At 66.0% G+C, this 26285-nt stretch carries 26 protein-coding genes; 14 read left to right on the top strand and 12 right to left on the bottom strand.

Annotation, left to right across the window (positions count from 1 at the left end; genetic code table 11):
- Nucleotides 1–467, bottom strand: a 467-nt coding sequence (locus L6D77_RS24775; RefSeq protein WP_236170187.1) for a GNAT family N-acetyltransferase, incomplete at its 3' end; no start/stop codon positions are given.
- 184 nt (nucleotides 468–651) lie between these two features.
- Here L6D77_RS24775 and pmrG point away from each other — a divergent pair.
- From pmrG to L6D77_RS24760, 3 genes are all read left to right on the top strand, one after another.
- On the top strand, nucleotides 652–1338 hold the full coding sequence (gene pmrG / locus L6D77_RS24770) for a lipopolysaccharide core heptose(II)-phosphate phosphatase PmrG (protein WP_232882722.1): 687 nt from the start codon (nucleotides 652–654) through the stop codon (nucleotides 1336–1338).
- A 103-nt stretch (nucleotides 1339–1441) separates the two neighbouring features.
- Nucleotides 1442–2356 carry a histone deacetylase family protein gene (locus L6D77_RS24765; RefSeq protein ID WP_232882721.1) on the top strand — a complete coding sequence of 305 codons (915 nt, stop codon included), beginning with the start codon at nucleotides 1442–1444 and terminating at the stop codon, nucleotides 2354–2356.
- A 273-nt stretch (nucleotides 2357–2629) separates the two neighbouring features.
- Complete coding sequence (locus L6D77_RS24760) at nucleotides 2630–3865, top strand: TIGR03862 family flavoprotein (RefSeq protein WP_232882740.1); 1236 nt, start codon at nucleotides 2630–2632, stop codon at nucleotides 3863–3865.
- A gap of 123 nt (nucleotides 3866–3988) precedes the next feature.
- On the opposite strand, the gene L6D77_RS24755 is transcribed toward L6D77_RS24760, so the two are convergent.
- Both L6D77_RS24755 and yedA read right to left on the bottom strand, forming a co-directional pair.
- Nucleotides 3989–5320 (bottom strand): RNA helicase RhlE1, encoded by a 1332-nt coding sequence (locus L6D77_RS24755; protein ID WP_232882720.1) that lies wholly within the window; start codon nucleotides 5318–5320, stop codon nucleotides 3989–3991.
- 78 nt (nucleotides 5321–5398) lie between these two features.
- The gene (yedA, locus tag L6D77_RS24750; protein WP_232882719.1) at nucleotides 5399–6319 is read right to left on the bottom strand and encodes a drug/metabolite exporter YedA; all 921 of its coding nucleotides are present in this window, start codon (nucleotides 6317–6319) and stop codon (nucleotides 5399–5401) included.
- A 154-nt stretch (nucleotides 6320–6473) separates the two neighbouring features.
- Between yedA and L6D77_RS24745 the strand changes: the two genes are divergently transcribed.
- A complete protein-coding gene (locus L6D77_RS24745; protein ID WP_232882718.1) occupies nucleotides 6474–6932 on the top strand; it encodes an Lrp/AsnC family transcriptional regulator in 459 nt (152 codons plus the stop codon).
- A gap of 9 nt (nucleotides 6933–6941) precedes the next feature.
- On the opposite strand, the gene L6D77_RS24740 is transcribed toward L6D77_RS24745, so the two are convergent.
- Both L6D77_RS24740 and L6D77_RS24735 read right to left on the bottom strand, forming a co-directional pair.
- A complete protein-coding gene (locus L6D77_RS24740; RefSeq protein ID WP_232882717.1) occupies nucleotides 6942–7421 on the bottom strand; it encodes an NYN domain-containing protein in 480 nt (159 codons plus the stop codon).
- Between the two features lie 160 nt (nucleotides 7422–7581).
- Complete coding sequence (locus tag L6D77_RS24735; protein WP_232882716.1) at nucleotides 7582–8325, bottom strand: DUF2076 domain-containing protein; 744 nt, start codon at nucleotides 8323–8325, stop codon at nucleotides 7582–7584.
- Nucleotides 8326–8481: 156 nt separating this feature from the next.
- On the opposite strand from L6D77_RS24735, the gene L6D77_RS24730 reads away from it, so the two are divergent.
- From L6D77_RS24730 to L6D77_RS24710, 5 genes are all read left to right on the top strand, one after another.
- A complete protein-coding gene (locus tag L6D77_RS24730) occupies nucleotides 8482–9138 on the top strand; it encodes a YciC family protein (protein ID WP_232882715.1) in 657 nt (218 codons plus the stop codon).
- 98 nt (nucleotides 9139–9236) lie between these two features.
- A complete protein-coding gene (locus L6D77_RS24725; RefSeq protein WP_232882714.1) occupies nucleotides 9237–9728 on the top strand; it encodes a glycosyltransferase family 77 protein in 492 nt (163 codons plus the stop codon).
- A gap of 175 nt (nucleotides 9729–9903) precedes the next feature.
- Nucleotides 9904–10395 carry a hypothetical protein gene (locus L6D77_RS24720; protein WP_232882713.1) on the top strand — a complete coding sequence of 164 codons (492 nt, stop codon included), beginning with the start codon at nucleotides 9904–9906 and terminating at the stop codon, nucleotides 10393–10395.
- 374 nt (nucleotides 10396–10769) lie between these two features.
- Nucleotides 10770–11318, top strand: coding sequence for a hypothetical protein (locus tag L6D77_RS24715; protein ID WP_232882712.1), 549 nt, complete (start codon nucleotides 10770–10772; stop codon nucleotides 11316–11318).
- Between the two features lie 92 nt (nucleotides 11319–11410).
- On the top strand, nucleotides 11411–11959 hold the full coding sequence (locus L6D77_RS24710; RefSeq protein ID WP_232882711.1) for a hypothetical protein: 549 nt from the start codon (nucleotides 11411–11413) through the stop codon (nucleotides 11957–11959).
- Nucleotides 11960–12027: 68 nt separating this feature from the next.
- Here L6D77_RS24710 and hrpB read toward each other — a convergent pair whose 3' ends face one another.
- The gene (gene hrpB, locus L6D77_RS24705; protein ID WP_232882710.1) at nucleotides 12028–14556 is read right to left on the bottom strand and encodes an ATP-dependent helicase HrpB; all 2529 of its coding nucleotides are present in this window, start codon (nucleotides 14554–14556) and stop codon (nucleotides 12028–12030) included.
- Nucleotides 14557–14679: 123 nt separating this feature from the next.
- On the opposite strand from hrpB, the gene L6D77_RS24700 reads away from it, so the two are divergent.
- Nucleotides 14680–15099: a polyribonucleotide nucleotidyltransferase gene (locus L6D77_RS24700; protein WP_232882709.1), complete on the top strand. Its 420-nt coding sequence runs from the start codon at nucleotides 14680–14682 to the stop codon at nucleotides 15097–15099.
- 25 nt (nucleotides 15100–15124) lie between these two features.
- Complete coding sequence (locus L6D77_RS24695; protein ID WP_232882708.1) at nucleotides 15125–15994, top strand: cation diffusion facilitator family transporter; 870 nt, start codon at nucleotides 15125–15127, stop codon at nucleotides 15992–15994.
- A gap of 170 nt (nucleotides 15995–16164) precedes the next feature.
- On the opposite strand, the gene L6D77_RS24690 is transcribed toward L6D77_RS24695, so the two are convergent.
- Together L6D77_RS24690 and L6D77_RS24685 are read right to left on the bottom strand one after the other, a co-directional pair.
- Nucleotides 16165–16965, bottom strand: coding sequence for a DUF6515 family protein (locus tag L6D77_RS24690; RefSeq protein WP_232882707.1), 801 nt, complete (start codon nucleotides 16963–16965; stop codon nucleotides 16165–16167).
- 93 nt (nucleotides 16966–17058) lie between these two features.
- On the bottom strand, nucleotides 17059–17646 hold the full coding sequence (locus L6D77_RS24685) for a TetR/AcrR family transcriptional regulator (RefSeq protein WP_232882706.1): 588 nt from the start codon (nucleotides 17644–17646) through the stop codon (nucleotides 17059–17061).
- A 129-nt stretch (nucleotides 17647–17775) separates the two neighbouring features.
- Here L6D77_RS24685 and L6D77_RS24680 point away from each other — a divergent pair, with 129 nt between their 5' ends.
- The 3 genes from L6D77_RS24680 (at nucleotide 17776) to L6D77_RS24670 (ending at nucleotide 20027) form a co-directional block, all read left to right on the top strand.
- Nucleotides 17776–18981: an MFS transporter gene (locus L6D77_RS24680; RefSeq protein WP_232882705.1), complete on the top strand. Its 1206-nt coding sequence runs from the start codon at nucleotides 17776–17778 to the stop codon at nucleotides 18979–18981.
- 312 nt (nucleotides 18982–19293) lie between these two features.
- Nucleotides 19294–19770, top strand: coding sequence for an Lrp/AsnC family transcriptional regulator (locus tag L6D77_RS24675; protein ID WP_003249795.1), 477 nt, complete (start codon nucleotides 19294–19296; stop codon nucleotides 19768–19770).
- A gap of 53 nt (nucleotides 19771–19823) precedes the next feature.
- Nucleotides 19824–20027 (top strand): DUF2788 domain-containing protein, encoded by a 204-nt coding sequence (locus tag L6D77_RS24670; RefSeq protein ID WP_011535816.1) that lies wholly within the window; start codon nucleotides 19824–19826, stop codon nucleotides 20025–20027.
- Nucleotides 20028–20162: 135 nt separating this feature from the next.
- Here L6D77_RS24670 and L6D77_RS24665 read toward each other — a convergent pair whose 3' ends face one another.
- From L6D77_RS24665 to L6D77_RS24650, 4 genes are all read right to left on the bottom strand, one after another.
- Complete coding sequence (locus tag L6D77_RS24665) at nucleotides 20163–20792, bottom strand: pseudouridine synthase (RefSeq protein WP_232882704.1); 630 nt, start codon at nucleotides 20790–20792, stop codon at nucleotides 20163–20165.
- Between the two features lie 6 nt (nucleotides 20793–20798).
- The gene (gene amn, locus L6D77_RS24660; protein ID WP_167409803.1) at nucleotides 20799–22286 is read right to left on the bottom strand and encodes an AMP nucleosidase; all 1488 of its coding nucleotides are present in this window, start codon (nucleotides 22284–22286) and stop codon (nucleotides 20799–20801) included.
- Nucleotides 22287–22464: 178 nt separating this feature from the next.
- The gene (locus L6D77_RS24655) at nucleotides 22465–24117 is read right to left on the bottom strand and encodes an acyl-CoA dehydrogenase family protein (RefSeq protein ID WP_232882703.1); all 1653 of its coding nucleotides are present in this window, start codon (nucleotides 24115–24117) and stop codon (nucleotides 22465–22467) included.
- A gap of 108 nt (nucleotides 24118–24225) precedes the next feature.
- A complete protein-coding gene (locus tag L6D77_RS24650; RefSeq protein ID WP_232882702.1) occupies nucleotides 24226–26217 on the bottom strand; it encodes a sensor histidine kinase in 1992 nt (663 codons plus the stop codon).
- Nucleotides 26218–26285: the final 68 nt, after the last annotated feature.

Genomic DNA, 26285 nt, shown 5'->3' with positions numbered 1-26285 from the left:
GACAGGTCCGGCTGCATGCCGATGGCCTGCATGACTTTCTGCGACGGCAGGTTGCCCTCGGTAGTGAACGACACCACCTCCTCCAGGCGCAATTGGGCGAAAGCACAGCGCAGGCAGGTCCAGGCCGCCTCGCTGGCGAAACCCAGGCCCCAGTGACGCCGGGCCAGGCGCCAGCCGATCTCCACCGCCGGGCCGAACGGGGCCTCGAAATTGACGTTGAGCAGCCCGGTCATGCCGATGAAGGCGCCGCTGTCCTTGCGCTCCAGTGCCCACAGGCCAAAGCCGAATTCGTTGAAATGGCCGCGCACCCGGCCGATCAGCGCGGCGGCTTCCACGCGGGTCATCGGCGCCGGGAAATAGCGCATCACCTGGGGGTCGGCACACAGTGCGGCGAACTCGCGCAGGTCGTCGTCCTGCCATTGGCGCAACACCAGGCGGGCGCTTTCCAGTTCAAGGATGGGGGGCATCGGGGGGCTCCAGGATCGCGGTCTGGCAGTGTACAGCGTAGGCCGCTGAATGAAGTTTCATCCAGGCCGCTGGCAGCGGATGTTTTTTTCACATCCCGTTCACCGGGCTCCGACAGGGCGCTTAGCACAATGCCTGCCATTACAGCGGCCACACGTCGACGCCGCACTGCCATCGGAGTGACGCATGCTTTCCAGCACGACCTTGCACGACCCTGCCCTTGCGGCTCGCCTCAAGCGCCGACGCTCGCGCAAGCTGATCAGTGCCGCCATCGGCCTGTTGATGGCCGTGGCCGGCGTAGGTACCTGGCTGGCAACGAGGACGCACATCGTGGACCTTGGTAACGAGCAACAGCTGAGCGAAAGCGGCCTGTTGCAGCAATGGAAAGACGGCGCGGTATTGGTGATGATCCGCCATGCCGAACGCTGCGACAGTGCCCCCGGGCCGTGCCTGGACGACCCCACCGGCATTACCGTCTCCGGCAGCGAAGCGGCTGGCCGGGTGGGCCAGGGCTTGCAGCGGCTCGGCCTGGCCGGGGCCGATGTGCTCAGCAGCCCGAAGCTGCGCACCCGGCAAACCGCGCACTTCCTGCTGGGGCAGGATGCTGCCACCCAGGACTGGCTGGAAACCTGTGACAAGCAATTCGCCGACGAAGCCCTGGCACGCAAGCGCAGCGGTCACAACCTGGTGCTGGTCACCCACAACGGCTGCATCGACCACTTCGCCCGCCAGCAACACGTCGCGGGCGGTGAACGTGAAAGCGGGTATGCCAGTGCGCTGTTCGTGTCGGTGAATGGCGAGGGCAAGGCGAGGATTCTCGGGCGCATGAACGAGCCGGATTGGCAGCGGGTGTTGGCGTCTGCCGGCAAGTAACGCACCGTCCTCCTTGGCTTAGCCGCTCCTACACAGGGCAGCGGATCAGCAAGGCCTGCGCAAAACTGGCAAGATCGGCACAGGCCCACCTCATGAAACCGCCATGCCCCTGCCGCTGATCTACCACGACGACTACAGCCCCGAATTCCCGCCGGACCATCGCTTCCCGATGGACAAGTTCCGCCTGCTGCGCGATCACCTGGTCGCCAGCGGGCTGACCACCGACGAGGCGCTGCTGCGCCCCGAGATCTGCCCCAACGACATCCTCGCCCTGGCCCACGACCGCGACTACATCGAGCGCTACATGAACGGCGAGCTGTCCCGCGAGGACCAGCGCCGCCTGGGCCTGCCCTGGAGCGAAGCCCTGGCGCGGCGCACGGTGCGCGCGGTGGGTGGCTCACTGCTCACCGCCGAACTGGCCCTGCAGCACGGCATCGCCTGCCACCTGGCCGGCGGCACCCACCATGCCCACTACGACCACCCGGCCGGGTTCTGCATCTTCAACGACCTGGCGGTGATCAGCCGCTACCTGCTCGAAGCCGGCCGCGTGCACCGGGTGCTGATCTTCGACTGCGACGTGCACCAGGGCGACGGCACTGCACGCATCCTGCACGACACCCCCGAAGCAATCACCGTGTCGCTGCACTGCGAGCAGAACTTCCCCGCGCGCAAGGCCAGGAGCGACTGGGACATTCCCCTGCCCCGCGGCATGGACGACAACGCCTACCTGAAGGTGGTCGAGGACGCGCTCAACTATTTGCTGCCGCTGTACCAGCCCGACCTGGTGCTGTACGACGCCGGGGTCGATGTGCACAAGGACGATGCCCTGGGTTACCTGCAACTGACCGACCAAGGCCTGGCCGCCCGCGACGAGCATGTGCTGCGCCAGTGCCTGGGCCGTGATATCCCGGTGGTCGGGGTGATCGGCGGTGGCTACAGCAAGGACCGCGAAGCCCTGGCACGGCGCCACGGCATCCTCCACCACAGCGCGGCACGGGTCATGGGTTGTTCACAATGACTGTGGAGCCGACTGTGGATAACCTGCGAGAAAGCGCCTACAGCCCTTTGCATTCGTGGCCTGCAAGGAATTGATCGTTTTCTGATCAGCCCTGCTCGGGGCAGTCATGGGTTGTTCACAATGACTGTGGAACCGGCTGTGGATAACCTGCGGGAAAGCTCCTCAAGCCCTTTGCCTGCCTGGCCTGCAAAGTACTGATCATTTTTTGAGCAGTACTTGCCGATGCCTGGCTGGGGTAGAATGCGCGCTCTTTTCCACAGCCTGCTGCCGACCATGAACGATCCTCGCCCTGCCTCCCCTCCCCTTGTCGCCGTGATCGGTGGCGGCCCCGCCGGCCTGATGGCCGCCGAGGCCCTGGCCCGGCGCGGGGTGGCGGTGCAGGTGTTCGACGCCATGCCTTCGGTGGGCCGCAAGTTCCTGCTGGCCGGGGTTGGCGGCATGAACATCACCCATTCCGAGCCCTACCCCGCCTTCGTCGGGCGCTACGCCGAGCGCCAGGGCGAAGTCGACGGCCTGCTGCGCGGCTTCGACGCCGAGGCCCTGCGCCAGTGGATTCACCGGTTGGGTATCGAAACCTTCATCGGCACCTCGGGCCGGGTGTTCCCCCGCGACATGAAGGCCGCGCCACTGCTGCGCGCCTGGCTCAAGCGCCTGCGCGAGGCCGGGGTAGTTATCCACACCCGCCACCGCTGGCTGGGCTGGACGGCCGAGGGCGCCTTGCGGATCGCTTATCCACAGGGTGAATTGCAGCTCAAGGCCGACGCCGTGGTGCTGGCCCTCGGCGGCGGCAGCTGGGCACGCCTGGGCTCGGACGGCGCCTGGGTGCCACTGCTGGGCGAGCGTGCTGTGGATATCTCGCCGCTGCAGGCGAGCAACTGTGGCTTCGAGGTGGCGGGCTGGAGCGAGCTGTTGCAAAGCAAGTTCGCCGGCGCGCCATTGAAGAACATTGCCCTGAGCGTACCCGGCGCGGCGCCGCGCAAGGGTGAGTTCATCCTCACCGCCCAGGGTGTGGAAGGCAGCCTGGTGTATGCCTGGTCGGCCGCGGTACGCGAAGCGATCAACCGCGACGGACGTGGCACCTTGCTGCTCGACCTGCTGCCGGACCGGCCTGTGGACAAGATCGCCCAGGCCCTGGCCAAGCCCCGTGGCTCGCGCTCGATGGCCAAGCACCTGCACGGCCAGTTGGGGCTCGATGGGGTCAAGGCGGCGCTACTGCGCGAGCTGACCGACCAGGCGACCTTTGCCGACCCCGAGCGCCTGGCGGCGGCGATCAAGGCGCTGCCGATCACGCTGGTGCGCACGCGGCCGCTGGATGAGGCAATCAGCAGTGCTGGTGGGGTGCGCTTCGAGGCGATGGATGAGGGGTTGATGCTGCGCCAGTTGCCAGGCGTGTTCTGCGCCGGCGAGATGCTGGACTGGGAGGCGCCGACCGGGGGGTATCTGCTGACGGCGTGTTTTGCCAGCGGCTTGCGGGCGGGCAATGCGGCGGCGGATTGGTTGGCGCGATAGGGCTGGTGAATGCCGGGGCTGCTACGCAGCCCTTTCGCCGGCAAGCCGGCTCCCACAGGTATTACGCAGCTTTTTGTGGGAGCCGGCTTGCCGGCGATGGGCCGCACAGCGGCCCCAGTCATATCAAGGCTTACGCTTGCGCGCCCCACCGTTGAAGCTCGGCACCTTGCGCACGGCCTTGACCGCCGGCGCCGCCGCCCCGCCCTCATCACTGTCCATCCAACGCCCCAGCCCGCGCTTGGCGCTGTTCTCTTTCGGTTTTTTCGGCTTCTTCGGTTTCTTCACCACCTGGCCACTGGCATCGATCATCGGCACCCGGTGATCAGGGATGAAATCCGGCTCTTCATGGCGTGGCAGCTGCTGGCGAATCAAGGTCTCGATCGACGCGAGCATCTGCACTTCGTCCGCGCACACCAGCGAGATCGCCTCACCCTTGTTGCCGGCACGGCCCGTGCGCCCGATGCGGTGCACGTAGTCTTCGGCCACGATCGGCAGGTCGAGGTTGACCACCAGCGGCAGGTCGTCGATGTCCAGGCCGCGCGCGGCAACGTCGGTGGCCACCAGCACCTGGACCTCACGGGCCTTGAAGCTGTCGAGTGCGCGCTGGCGGGTGGCCTGGGGGCGATCACCGTGGATGCCATCGGCGTTGACGCCTTCGGCGAGCAGGCGCTCGACCAGCTGGTCCACGCCGTTGCGGGTCTTGGCGAACACCAGCACCTGGCTCCAGCGCTGCTTGCGCAGCAGGTGGCAGAACAGGTCGGCCTTGCGCTTCTTGTCCACCGGCACCAGCCACTGCTTGACGGTGGTGGCGGCGGCATTGCGCGGGCTGACCTCGATGCTCAGCGGGTCGTTCAGCGCCAGGCCCGCGAGCAGGCGGATCTGCTCGGAGAAGGTGGCCGAGAACAGCAGGGTCTGGCGCTTGCGCGGCAGCGCGGCGTACACCGCCCGCAGTTCTTCGGCAAAGCCCAGGTCGAGCATGCGGTCGGCTTCGTCGAGCACCAGGGTCTGTACCTGGCCGAACTTGATGGCGTTCTGGCGGAACAGGTCGAGCAGCCGGCCGGGGGTGGCCACCAGCAGGTCGACGCCACGGCGCAGGCGCATCATTTGCGGGTTGATGCTGACCCCGCCGTACACCGCGTAGGTGGACAGCGGCAGGTTCTCGGCGTATTCACGCACGTTGGCGTGGACCTGCTCGGCCAGTTCGCGGGTGGGTACCAGCACCAGCGCGCGGATCGAGTTGCTGGCGACCTTCTCGCCTTCCAGGGCCAGGCGCTGCAGCACCGGCAGGGCAAAGCCCGCGGTCTTGCCGGTGCCGGTCTGGGCGGCGGCCATCAGGTCGCGGCCGGCGAGCACGGCGGGGATGGCCTTGGCCTGGACCGGGGTGGGAGTGCTGTAGTCCAGCGTCTGCAAGGTGCGCAGCAGCGGTTCGATCAGGCCGAGTTGGGCGAAATTCATGGCAATACCGTCAGGGGGTTCAGCGAAGGCGGCAAGTTTACCCCAGCACAGGCAACAAATGGCCCGCTGCCACAGGCATTACTTGCACGCCTGCTGTTTCAACGGCGCTGGCTGTTCGGGCGCCTTGCGCCACTGCGGCAGGCCGATCAGCACCACCGCGCCGATGATCACCGCCATCGCCAGGCACTCCTCGGCGCCGATCTGCTCGCCGGCAAAGACGATCCCCAGCAGCACCGCCACCGCCGGGTTGACGTAGGCGTAGCTGGTGGCCGCCGCCGGGCGCACGTGCTTGAGCAGGTACATGTAGGCGCTGAAGGCGAGGATCGAGCCGAACAGCACCAGGTAGGCCAGCGCGCCCCAACCGGCGGCCGTGGGCATCTGGGTCAGGCGCTCGCCGCTCAGGCCGCTGCCGATCAGCAGCGCAGCGCCGCCCACCAGCATTTCCGCGGCGCTGGCCATGGCGCCCTGGGGCAGCGGCAGCTGCTTGCTCCACACCGAGCCAAAGGCCCAGGCCGCTGCGGCAAACAGGATCAGCGCGGCGCCCATGGGGCTGGCCTGCAGGTTCGAGCCCATGTTGAGCATGCCGATGCCCACCAGGCCGAGGGCGATGCCCGCCCATTCCAGGCGCGAATTGCGGTGGCCGAACAACAGGCCGAACACCAGGGTGAACAGCGGCACGGTCGCCACCGCCAGGGCGGCCACGCCCGAGGCCACCCCGGCGTGCTCGGCCAGGGTCACGCCGCCGTTGCCGCAACTGAGCAGCAGGAAACCGATTGCCCCGGCCGCACGCCATTGCGGCCAGGTGGGTGCCGGCGCCCCGCGCCAGCGCAGGAAGCCATACAGCAGGCTGCCGGCGATCACGAAGCGCACACCCGCCATCATCAGCGGTGGCCAGGACTCAACACCGATGCGGATGAACAGGTAGGTCGAGCCCCAGACCAGGTACAGGGCAAGAAAGGCGCCGACAAGCAGCAAGGGGAAGCGACGGGAGGCAGTCATGACAAGGGGCTCGAAATCCGTTTACGGGTGGCTTAGTTTAGAAAGGGCCAACGGCAAACTTAAGTTACAAAACACGTTTAAATCACCGAAACACTTTGCAAAGCATGGTTATGCACAGCCTTGACCATCGATTGCAAAGCCATCAGGAATCGCCATGGACAAATACGACCGCATGCTCCTCGCCGCCCTGCTGGAAGACGGCCGGGCCACCTACGCGCAGCTGGCGCGCCAGGTCAACCTGTCGGCCCCGGCGGTGGCCGAGCGGGTCGCCAAGCTCGAGGCCAGCGGGGTGATCAGTGGCTACACGGCCAAGGTCGACCTGGAGAAGATCGGCCTGCCGATCCAGTGCGTGATGGAGCTGCGCCTGGCCAGCCATGGCAACCAGCAGGCCTATGAAACCCTGGCGCGCATCCCCGAGCTGACCGAGTGTCACCGGGTGACCGGGGACCCTTGCGTGATCATGCAGGCGGCGGTGGCGTCGATGACGGAGCTGGAGGCGCTGATCAACCGGGTATCGCAGCTGGGTTTCAGCAAGACCTCGATCATTTTGTCCAGCGCGGTGGAGCGGCGGGTGCCGCTGGGGCATCTGGAGGGCAGTGGCAGGAAGGCGTGAAGCGTCAGCTCAGTGACGCAGCAGCAGCTTGCCCTCGATCGGTACGTAGCGGCTGGCCGCGCGGATCACCGACAACGCCGTCAGCCCTGGCACGCCATAGACGACGGTTTCGACGCCGTGGCGCTGCATCGCCCGTTCCAGCAACAAGTCGAAATCGCCGTCACCGGAGGCCAGTACCACCTGATCGACCCGCGCCGCCGCCTCGATCACATCGAGGGTGATACCCACGTCCCAGTCGCCCTTGGCCGAGCCATCGGCGCGCTGGATGTAAGGTTTGAGGCGCACCTCGAAACCGAGGTTGCGCAGGATCTGCTGGAACTGTTGCTGCTTGCTGTCGCCGCGGTCGATGGCGTAGGCCACCGCCTCGACGATCTGCCCTTCGCGGCTGACATCGGCCCACAGCGCGGAATAATTGAAATGGCAGCCGTGGCCCTGGCGAACCGTGTAGTAGAGGTTCTGCACGTCGGCGAACAGGGCGATTTTCTTCACGCGTGGTGACCTCGTTGAATCCGTGAAGGGGGCTGCTGCGCAGCCCTTTCGCGGCACAAGGCCGCTCCTACAGGGGGTCGCGTAAACCTGTAGGAGCGGCCTTGTGTCGCGAAAGGGGCGCAACGCGCCCCCCAAAGTGCCAACGAGTATGCCAGAGCCCTCAGACGTAGTCGTCGTCCGAGAAGAAACCGCCATCATCACTGCCGTAGTCGGTATCGGCAAAACCACCCTGGTCGCTGCCCCAACCACCGTTGTCGGCCACCTGCTGCTGGCCGCCCTGGTCGTTCCAGCCGCCGGTGTCGCTGGCCGGCGCCGGTTCTTCCTTGATCACCTCGACCACCTCTTCAGGCTGCGAATGATGATTGAACAGGCTGCTGATGCCTTGGGCCAACAGCACGCCGCCGGCCACACCGGCGGCGGTCTGCATCGCCCCGCCGAGGAAGCTGCTGGCGCCACTGCGTGCCGGCGCAGGCGCCGCGCCGAAACCCTGCTGGGGTTGAGGGGGGGCGTAGGCCTGCGGGGCAGGCTCGCGCCAGCCGCCGGCAGAAGACGGCGGCGGTGCAACCGAACGCTGTGGTTCCGGCGCAGGGCTGCGGGCACCGGCCCCAAAGATGCTGGACAGGAAACCACCGCCACCATTACCCGCGCTGGAACGGGTCGCCTCAACCTGGGCACGGGCCTGCTTGAGTTCGGCTTCGAGCTGCTTGTTCTGCTCGTCCAGGCGCTTGATCGCAGCCTCCTGTACCAGGATCGCCTGGGCCATGTAGTACGGCGCCGCCGGCTGCTGGCGCAGGTGCTGCTCGATGCACGCCTGGGCCTGGGCGTCGCGCGGCTGGGCGGGGTCCTCGGCTTGCTTGAGGCGGCCGAACAGGCCGTCGATCAGGGTTTGTTCTTCAGTGTTCATCAAGCGACCTCATGGGCTGAACGGGACATCGGACAGGCTCAAAGATGGGGGGCAGGCCCGGCTGATTCAATCGCCCAGGCCATGAAACTTTTTTCAGCAAGCGGGCGGTCTGGGCTAAAGTTACGCCCTGCTTTTTCTGCCATGCGATGTTGACCGATGAATCCGCTGAGCGTTCTGCGCGACTCCCTGTACTTCTTCCGCCGCCACCTGGCGAGCATCCTCCAGCTGTGCCTGCCGCTGGTGATGCTCGAGGCCCTGTGCACCCAACTGCTCTACCGCCAGCTGGGCGAGCAGGCTTCGCCGGCCTACGGCATGTTGGTCAGCCTGCTGTTCTACCCGCTGTACAGCGCGGCGCTGATCCTCTACCTCGACACCCGCAGCAACGGCAACCAGATCGCCAAGCGCAACCTGTTCGCCCGCGCCGTGCAGCTGTGGCCGGCGCTGGCGCTGCTGATCCTGATCAGCTCGCTGCTGATCATGGCGGGCCTGGCGCTGTTCATCTTCCCGGGCGTGTGGGTCATGGTGAACCTGGTGTTCGCCGAATACCTGCTGGTGCTGCGCGGGCTGCCGGTGGTCGAGTCGATGCGCACCAGCGCACGCATGACCACCGGGCACTTCATGCGCATCATGGTGTGCATGCTGTCGGTGCTGGCGCCGCTGTGGCTGATCGATGGCCTGCTGCTGACGGTATTCCCCGAGCCGCAGCCAGGCGTGCAACTGGCCCTGGACAGCCTCAGTGGCTTCTTGCAGTTGTTCAGCACTGTGGTGCTGTATCGCCTGTTCATGCTGCTCGAGGGAGAGGCCGCCCAGTAAGGAAAGCGCTCCTGATGCCGGTGCGAGCACCCGGCGCGCAGACTGGCCCGGCGCTGTGACTACACAGTTGCCAGGCCACTTTCGCAGAGGAACCCTCCATGAGCATGCCCCCGCACAGCCCAGACTGGGCCCACCAGTCCGCCTTCACTGCCAACCTTTACTTGCTCCAGGGCGGCGCCAAGGTACCCGTCACCCACATCAAGAAACGCTACGGCCCGTCTTTATCCGGCGGCTTCGAACAGAGCACTGGCGACAATGGCTGGCTCATGGCGCAAGGCAACGGTAAGGCCATGGCATTGCATTTTCGCTATCACTCCGGCACGCCGAACAGGCTGCATTTCATGCTGGCACTGGACACTGACCGCGCACGCCAGCTCGGCAAAAGCCGCAATGATTACCTGGGCTTGTACGAACACGCGACGGTCACTGATTACTGGAAGCTGGAACCGCTGGCCTGGACTGATACAACGGTACGCTGCCGCATTCGTGATCATCTGGGTAATGCGGTAGGCGTGGAGGCCGGTCCTCCCTACTATCTCAAGGTAGGTGAGGGCAGCCCTCGCGAATTCGTCATTTCGCGCATTGGATAGCGAACCGGCAAGCACAATCGCCACCAACTACGCCCTGGTCAGGTCCCTTGGGAACAAGGAACCAGGGCACCATCAGGAAACCGCTCAGGCTGCCCCCCCTTTTCACCTCCTGCCTAATGTGCGTCACGCCGGCCCTAACTTCGACCGGCGCAACGCACATTCAGGAGAACACAGCATGAGCAGGTCCCGAACCGCAAACGCCTGGGCCGATGGCCATTCTTTCATCGGCCAGATCTACCTGCGGCAAGGCCAGCGTTGGTCGCCCATCCACTTGCAAGCCACACGCCACGATTTAAGTTTTGGGGTGGATGTTCGCAGTGATACTGGCTGGCTACAGACAGGGGGTAACGACCCAGCCGAAGCCTTCCTGTTCCGCTTTCATTCCCGGGGGCCCGAGCGCCTGCACTTCACCATTTCGCTGGCCAGAGACAGCGCACGGCAGCTCGATGTCGACAGCAATGGTCGCCTCGGCCTCTATCCAGGCACAGGCACGGCAAACTACTGGAAGTTGCAACCGCTCGAATGGCAGCAGGATCGAGTACGTTGCCTGCTACGCGACCACCAGGGCCATCAGGTCAAGGCACTGCCGGGTAACGGCGACGAAGTGAGCGGTCTCACGGTTGAAGCCGGTACCCCGCGGGAGTACCTCATCGTGCGTGCTCACTAGTGTCCTGTCTCGGCAATACGTTCTCTTTTGGCGAGTGGCTTGGGTGTGCGGCCAAGGCGCCGCGACGAGCCATAGCAGGGTTCGCTGCGTGCGCTCACCGGCGCCCAGGATTTGGCAATACAGGCATTCCCTGGACTGAGAACTAAAATTCGAAACTTTCCGCGAGACTTCATAGTTTGCATGCATACAACCCCAGAGCAGCCAGCCCTAAGTTTTTCCCGTCGATGCCATTGGCAGAGCCGCTGATTGCGCTGAGTAAAATCGGCCAGACAGCTGACAGTTGGAACCCTTTCATGCTGTCGCTCTCAACGATTTCCAGCCACTGTAAAGGCGTGCCCCGACGGAACAAAACTACCCATTAGGACGCGAGCGACATGACTAATAACGAAATAATCCAAGCTGTTCTAGATTCTCCTCCCACCGGCTACTTCCAGGCTCGAATCTATCTGTTCGATGATGAAGTCAGAACACCACTCCGTTACAGCCTCCCCAATGAACATCGGGCCTGGGGGGTGTTCGCGCAAGGCGGATGGTTGCAGGCAGGGGGTGAGGGTGACTCGCCGATCTCAGGAATAGAGTTCCGTGGGAGTGCACAGGGCCGCCTCTGGGTAAAAATGCATACTAACAACCACAGGAACGAGCTACGGGTGCTGGACAGAAGCGCAAACGGCTACCTTGGCTTGTATGAGACAAGCGCAAATACCCGCTTGTGGAAACTTCAACCACTAGAATGGACAGGCACGGAGATGCTGTGTTACCTGCGTGATCATTTGGGTAATCGCGTGGGTGTGGACACTGAGTACACCACGGTGAATAACTGCACGTTTCACTACCTTAAAGTCGGTGCCTCAACGCCCAGCACGTTCCTGGTAAAGAAAGTCGATCTTCCAGGCAAACGGGAAGGCACCGCCTGGCTACCCTGAGTGCCAACTGAACGCCCTAGGCAGAACAACTTACAGGTTTGCCCGTGCACATTCGCCGATAGACATCTTCCCGCTAAAAGGAAGCAACTGGCATGTCTGACAATACAGTCGTCAATACCGTACTCAATGCACCTGCACTCGAATCATTCCAGGCACGGATTTATCTGTACCACGAAAACAACAAGATCCCTCTACGATTCAGCCTGCCCAGCGAAGACAGAATCCTGGGCCTGTTTGCCGAAGGCAACTGGCTTCAAGCAGGCGACCTGGCGGATTCGCCTGTTTTTGAAATGGAGTTCCTGTCGAAAACTGCCGACCGCCTGCTTTTCAACATTCGCGCCAGGGCCCATGACCGCCTGTTCAAGCGCATGGGGGTAAGCACCAACGGATACCTTGGGCTGTACGACTATCACACCCGCACCGCGCCCTGGAAACTCGAACTGCTGGATTGGACGGGCAGCGAAATGATCTGCTACCTGCGCGATAGCGAGGGCAATCGCGTGGGTGTCACGAGTGAGTCCACCGAGGTGAAAGGCCACAAGCTGCTCTACCTGAACAGCCAGAAGCCCTTGCCCTGCAAATTCTTGGTCAGGAAAGTAGTGGTGCAAGGGCAGCTTGAAGGTACTCAGTGGGTGAGTTGAAGAACACCGTCAAGCTTCGCGATGACCTGCCTGAAGCAAGGTGGCAGCGGTGACCGGCCATGAGCCGATCATGTCCCTCTTGGCTTGGCCCGAGCGGTAGCCTCGGCCACCAGCGGGTCGTCCGGCCAGTAGTGTTTGGGGTAGCGCCCTTTCAGGTCCTTCTTCACCTCGGCATAGGTGGTGCGCCAGAAGTTGGCCAGGTCCTGAGTCACCTGCACCGGCCGGCGTGCCGGTGACAGCAGGTGCAGCTTGACCTGAAGGCGCCCACCGGCGATGCGCGGGGTGTCGGCCAGGCCGAACAACTCCTGCAAGCGCACGGCAAGAATCGGCGGCTGCTCGCTGTAGTCCAGCCGGATGTTCGAACCCGAAGGCACGTTCAGGTGCGCCGGGGCCAGTTCGTCCAGGCGCTGGGGCAACGGCCAGGGCAGCAGGTTGCGCAGCATCGACGGCAGGTCCAGCGCGGCGAAATGGCTCAGCCGCGAGACCTTGCCCAGGTAGGGTTGCAACCAGTCTTCCAGGCTGGCCAGCAGCGCTTCGTCGCCCAGGTCGGGCCACTCGCTCTGGCCGTCTTTTTCCAGGTCCAGCTGGCGCAGCAGCGCAACCCGGGCTTGCCACTGGCGCAGTTCGGGGGTCCAGGTCAGCAGGTTCAGGCCTTTGCGCCGCACCAGGCCGAGCAGGGCCCTGGCGCGGGCATCATCGTCCAGTCCCGGTAGTGGCTCGCGGCTGAGGACCAGCTCGCCGACCTTGCGCTGGCGTTCGGCGCGCAGCACCTGCTCGCGCTCATCCCAGTCGAGCAGGTCGAGCTGCTCGACCTGCTCGGCGAGGACATCATCGAACAGTGCCCGCTCGAATTCGGCGGCCAGGTAGATGCGTTCCTCGCGCTGGCCCTGGCGGCTGCCCAGGTCGGCGATCACCAGCCACGGGCATTTCATCAACGCATCGGCTTCGCCGAACAGCGCCGCACGGCCGTTGGCCAGGCGGTATTCGGCGCCGCCTTCGCGACGCTGCTGGGCGACGCGGTCGGGGTAGGCCAGCGCCAGCAAGGCGCCGAGCCAGCGCGGGTGCTCGGGGTCTGCGACAGGGCTGCGGGGTTTGCCACGCAATTGCCCACGGTACTGCCGGGCCAGTTGCCGGGCACGTTGCACCCCGCCCTGGCCGCCACGCGAGGCTTTGCTTTCGCCACTGAGCACGCTCAACCGCGAGTGCAGGTCGGCACCGCCACCGCGCAGGATGTCACGCTCGCCCAGCAAGGCCCCGACGTCGCAGGCCATGTCGGCCAGCCCGAGGTCCTGGCCACGCAGCAGCAGGTGGGCGATGCGTGGGTGGGCCGGCAGCTCGGCCATGGCCTGGCCGTGGACGCTCAACTGTTCGCGGTGGCCGGGCTTGAAGGCGCCGAGCCGCGCCAGCAGGTCCTGGGCCTGGGCGAAGGCGGCAGTAGGCGGCTGGTCGAGCCAGCTCAGCTGTTCGGGCGGTACGCCCCAGCGCGCCAGTTGCAGGGCCAGCCCGGCCAGGTCGGCCTGGAGGATCTCGGCGCTGCCATGAGCCGCCAGTTGGTCATGCTGCGCCTCGGACCACAGGCGATAACACACACCCGGCTCCAGGCGCCCGGCACGGCCGGCACGCTGGGTGGCACTGGCGCGGGAGATGCGCTGGGTGTCGAGGCGGGTCATGCCGCTGCCGGGGTCGAAACGCGGCACCCGAGCAAGGCCTGCGTCGATCACCACACGCACGCCGTCGATGGTCAGGCTGGTCTCGGCGATGTTGGTGGCCAGCACCACCTTGCGCTGGCCCTTGGGCGCCGGCTCGATGGCGGCGCGCTGGGCATTGAGGTCGAGCTCGCCGTGCAACGGGCAGAGCAGGATGCCGGGGCGCTCGCCCAAGGCCTCCTGCAAGGCCTGATGGACCCGGCGGATCTCAGCCTGCCCGGGGAGGAACACCAGCAGGCTGCCGCTCTCATCGGCCAGCGCCTGCAGCACGCAATCGACCACCCGTGGCTCGACGAACTCGCCAGGCTGGAAGGGCCGGCCCCAGCGGATGTCCACCGGGTGCATGCGTCCCTGGCTGCTGACCACCGGGGCGTCGTCGAGCAGCCGCGACAGGCGCTCGCCCTCCAGGGTGGCCGACATCAGCAGGATCTTCAGCGGCAGCTCGTCACGCAGCAGCACCCGGCCATTGAGGCTCAGCGCCAGGGCCAGGTCGGCGTCGAGGCTGCGCTCGTGGAATTCGTCGAAGATAAGCAGCCCCACGCCGTCCAGCGCCGGGTCGCTCTGCAGGCGGCGGGTGAGGATGCCTTCGGTGACCACTTCGATGCGGGTGTTGGGGCCGACCTTGCTGTCCAGGCGAATGCGATAGCCCACCGTTTCCCCGACCTTCTCGCCCAGCTCGCTGGCCAGCCGCTCGGCGGCGGCGCGGGCGGCCAGGCGGCGGGGTTCGAGCATGAGGATGGTCTGCCCGGCCAGCCAGGGCTCGTCGAGCAGGGCCAACGGCACGCGGGTGGTCTTGCCGGCGCCGGGTGGTGCCTCGAGCACGGCTTCGTCGCGTTCGCCCAGGGCCAGGCGCAGGTCGGGCAGTACGGCATCGATCGGTAATGAAATCATGGTGGTCCTCGAACAATCGCCCGAGTATAACGGCGAACCTGGCCTGCCCTATCATGGTCTTAAGCTTCAGGCGCAGGCCTATGGCTTGCCCCCTTGTCGTGGTTACCTTTACCGGAGATTCACATGCGCATCCCTTCCCGCGTCATCGGTGGCGCACTTATCGCCACCCTGCTGACCCAACTGACCGCCTGCGGCACGGTTTTCTTCCCTGACCGCCGCGGCCAGATCGAAGGCAAGATCGACCCGATGATCGCCGCACTGGATGCCGTCGGCCTGCTGTTCTACATCATCCCCGGCCTGATCGCCTTCGGCGTCGACTTCGCCACGGGCGCCATCTACTACCCCGGCGGCTACTCCGCGCAGGTCGACCCGGCCAAACTCAAGCCCGCCATCAATGCCGACGGCCAGGTCGACAGGATCAAGCTGCAGGCTATCCTCGAAAGCGAACTGGGCCAGCGCCTGCCGCTGAACGACCCGCGGCTGATCCAGCAGCGCGGCAGCGTCGAGCAACTGGCGGCCCTCGGCCTGGTACCGGCAGCCTGAAACCCGCAAGGACAACCCCCGACGCATGACCGTAACCAGCGAACACCAACGCCTGCTGCGCCTGGCCACCCGCGCGTCATTGGCGGTAGCCAGCATCCTGGTGCTGAGCAAGGCCGTGGCCTGGTGGCTGAGCGGCTCGGTGAGCCTGCTGGCCGGGCTCACCGACTCGGCGCTGGATGCCGTCGCCTCCTTCCTCAACCTGCTCGCGGTGCACTACGCGTTGCGCCCGGCCGACGACGATCACCGTTTTGGCCACGGCAAGGCCGAGGCCCTGGCCGGCATGGCGCAGGCGTTGTTCATCGGGGTCAGTGCGGTATTGATCGGGGTGCAGGCCGTGCAGCGCTTGCAATCGCCGCAGCCGCTGGGTGACACCGGCGCCGGTATCGCAGTGATGCTGTTGTCGCTGGTACTGACCGTGGCGCTGCTGGCGTTGCAGCGCAGGGTGGTTCGTATCACCGGCTCGACGGCGGTGCGCGCCGACTCACTGCACTACCGCTCCGACCTGCTGCTCAATGGCAGCATCCTGCTGGCCCTGCTGCTGGCGCGCCTGGGCTGGCCACAGCTGGATGCGCTGTTTGGCCTGGGCATCGCCCTGTACATCCTGTGGAGCGCGGTGCAGATCGCCCGCGAGAGCACGGCGATCCTGATGGACCAGGAACTGCCGACAGACATCGGCGAACGCATGCTCGAAGCGGTGCTGGCGATCCCCGGGGTCAAGGGCGTGCATGACCTGCGCACGCGGGTGTCGGGGAGCCACTGGTTCGTGCAGCTGCACCTTGAATTACCGGGTGAACTGCCGCTGCATCAGGCCCATGGGTTGTGCGTACAGGCGTCGCAGGCGATTCGCGAACGCTACCCTCGGGCCGATGTAATGGTGCATGCGGACCCGGTGTAATGGTCGTGGGCCTGCACGACCCTGTAGGAGCGGCCTTGTGCCGCGAAAGGGCTGCAAAGCAGCCCCGGCGATCATTGCATAGACGCTGAAATCGAGGGCCGCTGCGCGCCCCTTTCCGGCCGGTCCGGCGCCCCGGCAAGGCCGCTCCTACAGGGACCACACAGTGCGGCTCAGTTGATGCTGTAACCCCGCCCGCTCAAGCAAGCGCCCAGCGCCCGTCGATAGTTGTCTGCCACGTTCGGCGGCGGCGCATAGCTGGCGGTTGCCGGGTCGAAGCCGCTCTGGCTCACCGCCCACCGATGGCATTGATAGCGGTCCTGCTCCTGCTGCTCCGGCCCCTGGCCATACAAGGGGTAGGCGATGACATCGTAGCCACCTGCCGGTTGCGGCGCTGGCGCCACCGTGGGTGGGTTGACCACCACGTATTCGGCGCTGCTGGCCTGGTACTGGTAATAGGTGTCGGCCACCAGGAAGAACAGCGCTCCGCCCAGCCACACCTCGCGCGCATAGGGCGGCAGGTAGTTGACCCGTACCCCGTAAGGCGGCCTGACCACGACGTAGCCACCGCCGTGGGGGCGATACCAGTAGCCACCGGAGTAATAGTAATCCTGGCCACGGTAAGGCACTTGCCAGGAGCGGTCCGGGAAGCGATCGACAGTATGCCCGGGGTGATACTGCGGCCCAGGCCCCCAACCATCACCATGGCCGTCCGGCCGCCCCGACCAGTCGCCGCCAGGGCGCTGCCCGGGGCCACCAGCCTGCCAGTGACGATTGTCGTCATGCCGGCGCGGGATGTCCTGGTAGTACCCTTGGCGCGGCGGCTGGGTCTGGCGCACTTCGTCACGCGAGTTGAGCGGCGAGCCGCGCCCGCCATTGGGGTCCTGCGAGCCGTCTCCCGGCCCTTGGGCCAAGGCGCCCAGGCTGATACCCAGTAAACCGACACCTGCCAACTGCCAGATGCGTGACCTCATGTTGTTCCTCTCACTCAATGACCCCAGCCTGTACTGCAGGCAGTCTACCGCGCCGCACAAGGCCGGCTGATGAAATAGCGGACAGCGAGCACGTCACGCCCGGGCCAGCAGACCGCGCAACAGCAACTCCAGCGCCGTCAGTGCCTGGGCCAGCCGAGCGTCGCCCTCCTCGCCCTGAGCGACCCAGAACGCCGCCTCGGTCAGGCTGCCGTGGACCATCGCCGCCAACGCCCAAGGGTCGGCCTCAGCCACCACCTGCTGCTGGATCAACCCGGCGAGTAACTGCTGCAGCGAAGCGACACAGTGTTGTTGCGCCTCGGGCGAGGCCCCGCCCAGCACCGCCCGGGCGTCGCGCAGGACGATACGCTGGATGTGCGGCTCGCGGGCCATGCGCAGGTAGGCCTGGCAGCGCTGGCGCAAGCCCTCCCACGGGTCGCTGGCTGCGTCTGAAATGGCCTGCAGACGGGCGTCCATCTCGGCGTCGATCTGCGCCACCACCGCCGCCAGAAGGCCCTGCTTGTCACCGAAGTGGTGATAGAGCGCGCCACGGGTCAGGCCGGCACGGGCCGTCAGGTCGTCCATCGAGGCGTGCACATAACCCAGCTCACTGATCACCTGGCGGGCCGTGGCCAGCAACGCGGCGCGGGTTTCTTCCATTTCGGCGCGGGTACGGCGAACCATCACTCCCCCTTACATACACTGCGTATGAATATTTACATTCACATCGTATGATTATTTAATCATACGTGCTGTATGTATTTATTCTGCCGTTCTGCCCCAGGCAAGGGCGCGGCTCAAGGAGGAACCAGGATGCCTAATCCCTACACCCAACTATTTGCCTTACCCGGCACGCGAAGCTTTGCCCTGGCGGGGTTGCTGGCGCGCTTGCCGCTGCCGATGACCGGGATCGGCATGATCACCCTGCTGTCCCACACACGCGGCAGCTATGCACTGGCCGGGGCGGTCTCGGCCACCTTCGTGCTGACTTACGCGTTGCTCTCGCCGCAGGTGTCACGCCTGGTCGACCGCCTGGGGCAACGCCGTGTACTGCCGTTGGCCAGCCTGCTCAGCGTGGCCGGCCTGCTGTTGCTGGCCGCCGCGGCGTGGTTGCGCAGTGCCGATTGGCTGCTGTTCGCAGCGGCGCTGCTCAGTGGCTGCATGCCCAGCATGTCGGCCATGGCCCGGGCTCGCTGGGCCCACCTGTACCGCGGCCAGCCGCTGTTGCAGAGCGCCTACTCGCTGGAGACGGTGTTCGACGAGGCCAGTTTCATCGCCGGCCCGCCCCTGGCGATCGGGCTCGGGGTGGCCCTGTGGCCGGCAGCCGGCCTGCTCGGCGCCGCCACGCTGCTGGCACTTGGCACGCTGGCGTTGGTGCTGCAGACGGCCAGCGAGCCGCCGGTGGCCGCTGCCGATCAGGTGCGCTCGCGCAACCGGCCGCTGTGGCGCCAGCCGAGCCTGCGCCGGCTGACCTTGCTGATGGTGGCGATGGGCGTGATCGTCGGCACGGTGGACATCGTCAGCGTGGCGTTCGCCAGTGAACGCGGGCAACCGTTCGCCGCCAGCCTGGTGCTGTCGGCCTACGCCATCGGCTCCTGCGCGGCCGGCCTGCTGTTCGGCGCCGTGCGCTGGCCGTTGCCACTGCCGCACCAGCTGCTGGTGGGCGCGCTGGCGACGGCGCTGGCCACCCTGCCCTTGCTGATGGTCGACTCCCTCGCTGGGCTGGCCGGGGCGGTGTTGCTGGCCGGGGTGTTCTTCGCCCCGACCATGATCATCGCCATGACCCTGGTGGAGCGCTGTGTCGCCGAACAGCAGTTGACCGAAGGCCTGACCTGGTTGCTGGCCGGGCTGAACGTCGGCGTGGCACTCGGCGCCGCAGCGGCGGGCCAACTAGTGGATGCGGCAACACCCAGCCAGGGCTTCTTCATCGCCTTGGCCGGCGGGTTGCTGGTACTGCTGAGCTCCATGGCCGCAAGCAGGCAGCCACGGGCGGCGCTGGCGCAAGTGCAGGCGCAATAAAAAAGGGAGGCCTTGCGGCCTCCCTTCGGGAATTGTCGTCCGTGCTCGGCACTTGTGGCACCGGCTCACCTCGCGCCGCCTTCTGGGCAGTGCGTAGCCCGGGGGCCGTGCCGATCCGGTTGGAGGGCTGGCCGCGAGGCCCCGTCTGGGGCGCCTCGCCGTGGACTGATGTCCGGGCAGTGATTCTGGTGATAAAGATAGGCGAGCCGAGGGGGCAGAGGATTGCGAAGATTGCTCTGATAAATACCGCTTGCGCAATTTTTCACTCAGGATCGATAATTCGCAGCAATCCGAACAGAAAAGGCCCTATTCATGAGCAAGCTCGACCGCTATGACCTGAGCATCCTTGCCGAATTGCAGCGTGACGCGCGCATCTCCAACCAGGAACTGGCCGAGCGCATCGGCCTGTCGCCCTCGCCTTGCTCACGGCGGGTCAAGCAGCTCGAAGACGACGGCTACATCTCGCGCCAGGTGGCGCTGCTGGACCGCAAGAAGCTCGGCCTGAGCCTGACCGCCTATGTGCTGATCGGCATGGACCGCCACACCCCCGAGCGCTTCGAAACCTTCGAGGCGGCGATCCGCAACCTGCCGCAGGTGCTGGAGTGCAGCCTGGTCACCGGGATGGACGCCGACTATCAGCTCAAGGTGGTGGTACCCGACATGGACCACTACCAGAAGCTGCTGCTCGGCAGCCTCACCCGCATCGAAGGCGTGACCAGCGTGCGTTCGAGCTTCGTGCTCAACCAGGTGCTGGCCAGCACTGAGCTGCCATTGACCCACCTGCGTTGAAACCTTGCGCGCCCGGCGTATGATCGGGCGCTTATCCTGCCTGGAGTTGACCGATGGATCCCGCCGTATTCGAAGAGTGGATGATGATCGTCCTGGTGACCGTGCTGATCGCCTTCATGGGCTTCATCGTCTGGGACCTGGCGAAAAAGTCCAAGGCCGGCCGCTTTGGCACGCTGATCCTGTTCTTCGTGCTGGGCCTGGGCGTGCTGGCGTTCATCATCAAGAGCGTGGTGGTGGGGTTTCTGGAAGGGGTTTAAGCACACCGCCACACGCTTGGGAGACGAAGATCATGTGGGAGCGGGCTTGCCCGCGAAGCAGGCACCACCGATCGGTGGCACGGGCTTCGCCCGTGTTCGCGGGCAAGCCCGCTCCTACAGGTGCAGCTGATAGCCTCAGAGCTTGGGTTGCACTTCCCGCCACGTCCCCTGCTCCAGCCCCTCGATCGTCCAGTCGCCAATCCTCACCCGCACCAGGCGCAACGTCGGCAAACCCACCGCCGCCGTCATGCGCCGCACCTGGCGGTTGCGCCCTTCACGAATCACCAGCTCCAGCCAGGCCGTCGGCACACTCTTGCGAAAACGCACCGGTGGGTTGCGTGGCCACAGCGCGGGCTCTTCGAGCAAGCGGGCCTCGGCCGGCAAGGTCGGGCCGTCGTTGAGCTCGACGCCGTCGCGCAGGCGCTGCAACTGCTCCGCGCTGGGCTCGCCCTCCACCTGCACCCAGTAGGTCTTGGCCAGCTTGTGCTTGGGGTCGGCGATACGTGCCTGTAGGCGCCCGTCGTTGGTCAGCAGCAGCAGGCCTTCGCTGTCGCGGTCCAGGCGCCCGGCCGGGTAGATGCCGGGGATGTCGATGAAGTCCTTGAGCGTGGCGCGCCCTTCACCGTCGCTGAACTGGGTGAGCACGTCGAACGGCTTGTTGAACAGGATCAGGCGTGGCTCGGCCGGCGGCGCCTTGGCCTGGCGACGTGGGCCGGAAGGCCGCGCCGCCGGGCGGCGCGGGGTATTGCGGGGTGGCAGGGGCATGGATCCTCAGCGGAACGGCGGCTCATCGAAGCTGCGCAGTTTACGCGAGTGCAGCGAGTTGAGCTCGGTACGCAGCAGGTCGAGGGCAGCGATACCGATCTTCAGGTGCTGACTGACCGCACGGTTGTAGAAGGCGTTGGCCGACCCGGGCAGCTTGATCTCGCTGTGCAGCGGTTTGTCGGATACGCACAGCAAGGTGCCGTACGGCACCCGCAGCCGGTAGCCCTGGGCTGCGATAGTGCCGCTTTCCATGTCCACCGCCACGGCGCGCGACAGGTTGATCAGCGGACGCTCCTGGGCCCAGCGCAGCTCCCAGTTGCGGTCGTCATAGGTGAGCACGGTGCCGGTGCGCAGGCGCTTCTTGAGCTCCTCGCCACGCTCGCCGGTCACCTGCGCCGCCGCTTCCTGCAGCGCCAGCTGCACTTCGGCCAGGGCCGGGATCGGGATGTTCGGCGGCACCACGCGGTCGAGGATGCCGTCACGGCGCATGTAGGCGTGGGCCAGCACGTAGTCGCCGATGGTCTGCGACTGACGCAGGCCGCCACAGTGGCCGATCATCAGCCAGCAATGCGGGCGCAGCACGGCCAGGTGGTCGGTGATGTTCTTGGCGTTGGACGGGCCGACACCGATATTGACCAGGGTGACGCCATCGCCATCGGCGGCGATCAGGTGGTAGGCCGGCATCTGGTAGCGGTGCCAGACCACGCTGGCCACCAGGGCCTGGGCTTCGCCGTTGTCCATGCCTTTTTCGATGATCACGTTGCCCGGCAGGACCATGCGCACGAAGCGTGGGTCCTGGCGCAACTGCTCGAGGCCATGGCTGATGAACTGGTCGACGTAGCGGTGGTAGTTGGTCAGCAGGATCCACGGCTGCATGTGCCGCCAGTCGCTGCCGGTGTAGTGCACCAGGCGGCGCAGCGAGAAGTCGACACGGGCGGCGTCGAACAGCGCCAGTGGCAGCGTCTCGGCGCTTTCCCAGTCGTACAGGCCGTCGGCGATGTTGTCGGTGGCCGCCGACAGGTCGGTGCTGGGGAACACCCGTGCCAGCTGCGCGGCGGTGATGCCGCTGCCGGCCAGTTCATCGCCCTGGTCGACCACATAGGGGTACGGGATGTTCTGTTCGCTGACACCGACTTCCACGGTCACGGTGTAGTCGTGCATCAATGGCCGCAATTGCTCCAGCAGGTAACCACGGAACGCGGCGGGCTGGGTGACGGTGACACTGTAGGTGCCGGCCACCTGGACCTTGGCATAGGCGCGGGTGGTGGCGGCGACTTCACCCTGGCTGAAGTAAGTCAGGCGCAAGGCCGGGTAGCGGAACAGCGCACGCTCGTCCTGGCCCGGCTCGGTGCGGTCCTTGAGGTAGCGCTTGAGGGCCTGGCTCAGGGCGCCAGTGGCTTGTTCGTGGAGGGCCGCCAGACGGTCGACGGCCTGTTCGGGGGTATCAACGACTTCAAACGCTTGGCTCACGCTGGGCTTCCTGTCTTCTGACATGCATGTTCAGCATCTTGCCTGCGTTCAGTGGCAAATACATCCCCGCGTGTCGCTGCTGCGCAATCCCTTGCAGGAGCAGCCTTGTGCCGCGAAAGGGCTGCAAAGCAGCCCCAGCATTCTTTCACCGGGCAGATATCCTGGGGCCGCGTTGCGGCCCTTTCGCGGCACAAGGCCGCTCCTACACGGCCCAGACCGGCGTCGCCCGCGCCACCAGCGCCTGCGCATCCACCCCGCGCGGCAATGCGCCATACACCCGCCCACCGCCACCCAGGCGGCTGGCGATGAAGGCATCGCTGACCGTCGCGTTCCCCGCTTCGAGCAGCAGCCTGGCCTGCAACGCCACGGCAATGTCTTCGGTCAGTTGGCGCGCCCGGTACTGAATGTCACCGGTATCGGCAAATGCCCCTTTGAGGTTGCCGATGAACGCCGCCAGGCGCGGATCGCCATGCCCATCGCCCAGCTCGATGAACAGCGCATCCAGCACACCCGGCTCCTTCGACAGCGCCCGCAGCACGTCCAGGCACTGTACGTTGCCGGACCCCTCCCAGGTCGAGTTGACCGGCGCCTCGCGGTACAACCGCGGCAGGATGCTGTCCTCGACATAACCGGCGCCGCCCAGGCACTCGGCGGCCTCGTTGATCATCCCCGGCGCACGCTTGCAGATCCAGTACTTGCCCACTGCCGTCACCAGGCGGGCGAAATGCGCCTGCTGCGGGTCGTCGAGCTGCTCCAGGGCCTGGCCCATGCGCAGGCTCAGGGCCAGCGCCGCTTCGCTCTCCAGGGCCAGGTCGGCGAGCACGTTCTGCATCAGCGGCTGCTCGCTCAGCACCCGCCCGCCGACCTTGCGGTGGGCGCAGTGGTGGGCGGCCTGGGTCAGCGCCTGGCGCATCAGCGCGCTGGAACCAACCATGCAATCGAAGCGGGTCATGGCCACCATCTCGATGATGGTCGGCACACCCCGGCCCTCCTCGCCGATCATCCAGGCCAGGGCGCCACGGAACTCCACTTCGCTGGAGGCATTGGAGCAGTTGCCGAGCTTGTTCTTCAGGCGCTGGATATAGAACTGGTTGCGCTGGTCGTCCGGGCGGTGGCGCGGCAGCAGGAAGCAGCTCAGGCCCTTGTCGGTCTGGGCCAGGGTAAGAAAGGCGTCGCACATGGGCGCCGAGCAGAACCACTTGTGCCCCACCAGCTCATAGGCCTGGCCCGGGCCAGGCTGGCCAACAGGGTAGGCGCGGGTCGTGTTGGCTCGCACATCGGTGCCGCCCTGCTTCTCGGTCATGGCCATGCCGATGGTCACCCCGGCCTTGTGCCGGTCGCCAACATTGCGCGGGTCGTACTCGCGGGCGAGGATCTTCGGCAGCCAGTAGCTGGCCAGCTCTGGTTGCAGGCGCAGCGCCGGCACGGCGGCGAAGGTCATGGTCAGCGGGCAGCCGGTGCCGGCTTCGGCCTGGCTGTGCAGGTAGGTCATGGAGGCCCGCGCCACATGGGCGCCCGCGCGCGGCTCAGCCCAGGGCAGCGAGGGCAGGCCGTGCTCGACCGCGGTGCGCATCAGCTCGTGGTAGGCGGGATGGAACTCCACCAGGTCCACCCGGTGGCCGTACCGATCATGGCTGCTGAACTCGGGTTTGTGCGCGTTGGCAAGAAATCCGGCGGCCATCAGCGGGCCACCGGCCAGCGCCCCGTAGGCGTCGATCCGCGACTCGGCCCAGCCGGCACCGAAGCGCCGCGACCACTCCTGCAGGGGCTGGTCGAGGCGGTACAGATTGGCGCCGTCGAGGGGCGGCGGCTGGTTGGTGACTTCGTGGGTTTCGGCGAACTGGTGCAGGTTCATCGGGGGGCCTCCTGGATCCGCTCATGCCTGAAAAACCCAGTGAAGCACCGCAGCCCGCACAGTCAAAGTGACAAAACTGCCGATGAGCAGATCAATGGTCACCCCACATCAATAGCGCCTGCGCCCTGTCGTCGCCCGGCTGGAGGTCACCTGCACCTGCGCCACGGCCAGGGTCAGGCTCAGCTCGAAGCGGCTGCCCAGCCCCAGGGTAGACTCGTGCGCCAGCTGCGCGCCCACCAACTCGCCCAGCTGGCGGCAGATCGACAGGCCGATGCCCAGGCCACCGTAGCGGCGGGTCATCGAGCCATCGACCTGGAAGAAGCGCTGGTACAGCACAGCCTGGTCGAGGTCTTCGAAACCGATGCCGCTGTCGCTGACGGTCAGGCTCAGCGCCAGCCGGTCGGGCCCGATTCGCCGGCCACGCACCTGCACGGTCACGCCGCCCTGATGGGTGAACTTGAGGCCGTTGTCCACCAGGCAGGCCAGGCAGCGGGCGAGCTTCTGCGCATCGCCCACCAGGCTGTCGGGCACGTCGGCGGGGATATCCAGGGTCAGGTACAGCCCCTTGGCCAATGCCTGCCCGGCGTAACCGGCACGCAGCTCCTGCAGCAGGCGGCGCAGGCTGAACGGCACACCGTGGTTGCGCAGGCGGCCGGCCTGCAGCTCGGTAAGGATGAGGATGTCGTCGACCATGGCCATCATGTCCTGGGCGGAGCCGGCGGCCGTGCGGTGGTACTGGGCCTGCTCGGCGCTCATGGGCAAGGTGTGCAGCAGTTCCAACGAGCCGATCACACCGTTCATCGGGGTACGCAGCTCGTGGGTAACGGTGGCGAGGAACTCGTCCTTCAAGCGATTGCTGTGGGCCAGTTGCTGGTTCAGTTGCTCAAGGGTGCGCCCGGTCTCGCGCAGGGCCTGGGCCTGTTGCTCGCGCAGGCTGTTGATGCGGTCGGCCAGGGCCAGTGACAGCAACGCCACTTCCAGCGCCGAACCCAGCTGGCTGGCGTACATGGTGAGGAACACGTTGGGCAGGTAGCCCAGCACCATCAGGGTGTTGACCAGCCCGCCCAGCAGGAAGGCGGTCCAGGCGATGATGAACCAGCGCGCCACCCTCAGCCCCTGCCACCAGGCATACAGGCCCGCGCTGAAAATACTCACGGTGAACAACAGCGCCAGCACCGTGGCCATGCGCAGCGCGATGCCGTAGCGCAGGGTCACCGCCAGCACCATGACCAGCGCACCACCCGCCATCAGCGCCATCAACAGGCGGTCGAAACCTCGGCTGAGCCGGCCCAGTTGCAGGAAATGGCGGGCGAACTGGCAGCCGAACAGGCCGGCGGCGCCAATGAACAAGGGCGTCGCGGCATTCGCCCACCACGGGCTGTCGGGCCAGAAGTAGGCGATACCGGCGCCGTTGACCGACACCTGGTACAAGCCGAACGAGGCGATGTAGAGGATGTAGTAGAGGTAACTGACATCGCGCACGCTGAGGTAGATGAACAGGTTGTAGACCAGCATCACCAGCAGCACGCCATAGATCATGCCCAGCACATACAGGCGGGTGGGCTGGTCTTCGAGGTAGGCCTGGGTCGACCACAGCGTCAGCGGCGCCTGGATCGAACCCTGGCTGTGCAGGCGCAGGTAGGCGGTGGTCGCCTGCCCGGGTTTCAGCGGCAGCTCGAACAGGTAGTTGTTCTGGCGAATCTGCCGGCTGGCATAGGGCAGCGCGTCGCCGGTACGCTGGGCCAGGCGAAATACCCCTTGGGCGTCCGGCAGGTAGAGTTCGAGGTGGTCCAGCGGCGGGTAGGCCAGCTCCAGCAACCATTGGCGCGGCGCGGCGGAAGGGGGGGCGGCGTAGTTCAGGTCGATCCGCAACCAGAACACCGAGGTCGAGTAGCCGGCATTGAGCACCTCCTGCGGGTGCGCCTGGAAACGGCTGGCAAACGCCGGCGCGCTGACCTGGCCGATACTGGCGCTGCCGTCGTGGTCCTCGTAGACCTGCATGAACCTGCCCAGTGGCAGCCGCCCGGTGCTGGCGTCGAATTCGACCGCCCCGGCAAACAGGGGCAAGCAGCCCAGAAGCACAATCAGCAAATAGCGCATACAGCCCCAGCATGGCCTGTCCGTTCCCGTCGCGTTGCCTCCCTTCCCTTTGAGACGACGTGATCCGG

The sequence above is a fragment of the Pseudomonas parasichuanensis genome, from assembly GCF_021601385.1.
Taxonomy (GTDB): domain Bacteria; phylum Pseudomonadota; class Gammaproteobacteria; order Pseudomonadales; family Pseudomonadaceae; genus Aquipseudomonas; species Aquipseudomonas parasichuanensis.
Note: the sequence above shows the minus strand (reverse complement) of the source record. Positions and strands in the feature narration are given on the sequence as shown.

Bases quoted from the DNA above. Each gene is read 5' to 3' on its own strand.
- L6D77_RS24700 (WP_232882709.1), top strand. From the start codon at position 14,680: ATGCGCATCCCTTCCCGCGTCATCGGTGGCGCACTTATCGCCACCCTG.
- L6D77_RS24745 (WP_232882718.1), top strand. From the start codon at position 6,474: ATGGACAAATACGACCGCATGCTCCTCGCCGCCCTGCTGGAAGACGGC.
- L6D77_RS24695 (WP_232882708.1), top strand. From the start codon at position 15,125: ATGACCGTAACCAGCGAACACCAACGCCTGCTGCGCCTGGCCACCCGC.
- L6D77_RS24715 (WP_232882712.1), top strand. From the start codon at position 10,770: ATGACTAATAACGAAATAATCCAAGCTGTTCTAGATTCTCCTCCCACC.
- L6D77_RS24670 (WP_011535816.1), top strand. From the start codon at position 19,824: ATGGATCCCGCCGTATTCGAAGAGTGGATGATGATCGTCCTGGTGACC.
- L6D77_RS24650 (WP_232882702.1), bottom strand. From the start codon at position 26,217: ATGCGCTATTTGCTGATTGTGCTTCTGGGCTGCTTGCCCCTGTTTGCC.
- L6D77_RS24655 (WP_232882703.1), bottom strand. From the start codon at position 24,117: ATGAACCTGCACCAGTTCGCCGAAACCCACGAAGTCACCAACCAGCCG.
- L6D77_RS24755 (WP_232882720.1), bottom strand. From the start codon at position 5,320: ATGAATTTCGCCCAACTCGGCCTGATCGAACCGCTGCTGCGCACCTTG.
- L6D77_RS24730 (WP_232882715.1), top strand. From the start codon at position 8,482: ATGAATCCGCTGAGCGTTCTGCGCGACTCCCTGTACTTCTTCCGCCGC.
- L6D77_RS24760 (WP_232882740.1), top strand. From the start codon at position 2,630: ATGAACGATCCTCGCCCTGCCTCCCCTCCCCTTGTCGCCGTGATCGGT.
- yedA (WP_232882719.1), bottom strand. From the start codon at position 6,319: ATGACTGCCTCCCGTCGCTTCCCCTTGCTGCTTGTCGGCGCCTTTCTT.
- amn (WP_167409803.1), bottom strand. From the start codon at position 22,286: ATGTCAGAAGACAGGAAGCCCAGCGTGAGCCAAGCGTTTGAAGTCGTT.
- L6D77_RS24710 (WP_232882711.1), top strand. From the start codon at position 11,411: ATGTCTGACAATACAGTCGTCAATACCGTACTCAATGCACCTGCACTC.
- hrpB (WP_232882710.1), bottom strand. From the start codon at position 14,556: ATGATTTCATTACCGATCGATGCCGTACTGCCCGACCTGCGCCTGGCC.
- L6D77_RS24680 (WP_232882705.1), top strand. From the start codon at position 17,776: ATGCCTAATCCCTACACCCAACTATTTGCCTTACCCGGCACGCGAAGC.
- L6D77_RS24690 (WP_232882707.1), bottom strand. From the start codon at position 16,965: ATGAGGTCACGCATCTGGCAGTTGGCAGGTGTCGGTTTACTGGGTATC.
- L6D77_RS24685 (WP_232882706.1), bottom strand. From the start codon at position 17,646: ATGGTTCGCCGTACCCGCGCCGAAATGGAAGAAACCCGCGCCGCGTTG.
- pmrG (WP_232882722.1), top strand. From the start codon at position 652: ATGCTTTCCAGCACGACCTTGCACGACCCTGCCCTTGCGGCTCGCCTC.
- L6D77_RS24720 (WP_232882713.1), top strand. From the start codon at position 9,904: ATGAGCAGGTCCCGAACCGCAAACGCCTGGGCCGATGGCCATTCTTTC.
- L6D77_RS24725 (WP_232882714.1), top strand. From the start codon at position 9,237: ATGAGCATGCCCCCGCACAGCCCAGACTGGGCCCACCAGTCCGCCTTC.
- L6D77_RS24735 (WP_232882716.1), bottom strand. From the start codon at position 8,325: ATGAACACTGAAGAACAAACCCTGATCGACGGCCTGTTCGGCCGCCTC.
- L6D77_RS24665 (WP_232882704.1), bottom strand. From the start codon at position 20,792: ATGCCCCTGCCACCCCGCAATACCCCGCGCCGCCCGGCGGCGCGGCCT.
- L6D77_RS24765 (WP_232882721.1), top strand. From the start codon at position 1,442: ATGCCCCTGCCGCTGATCTACCACGACGACTACAGCCCCGAATTCCCG.
- L6D77_RS24675 (WP_003249795.1), top strand. From the start codon at position 19,294: ATGAGCAAGCTCGACCGCTATGACCTGAGCATCCTTGCCGAATTGCAG.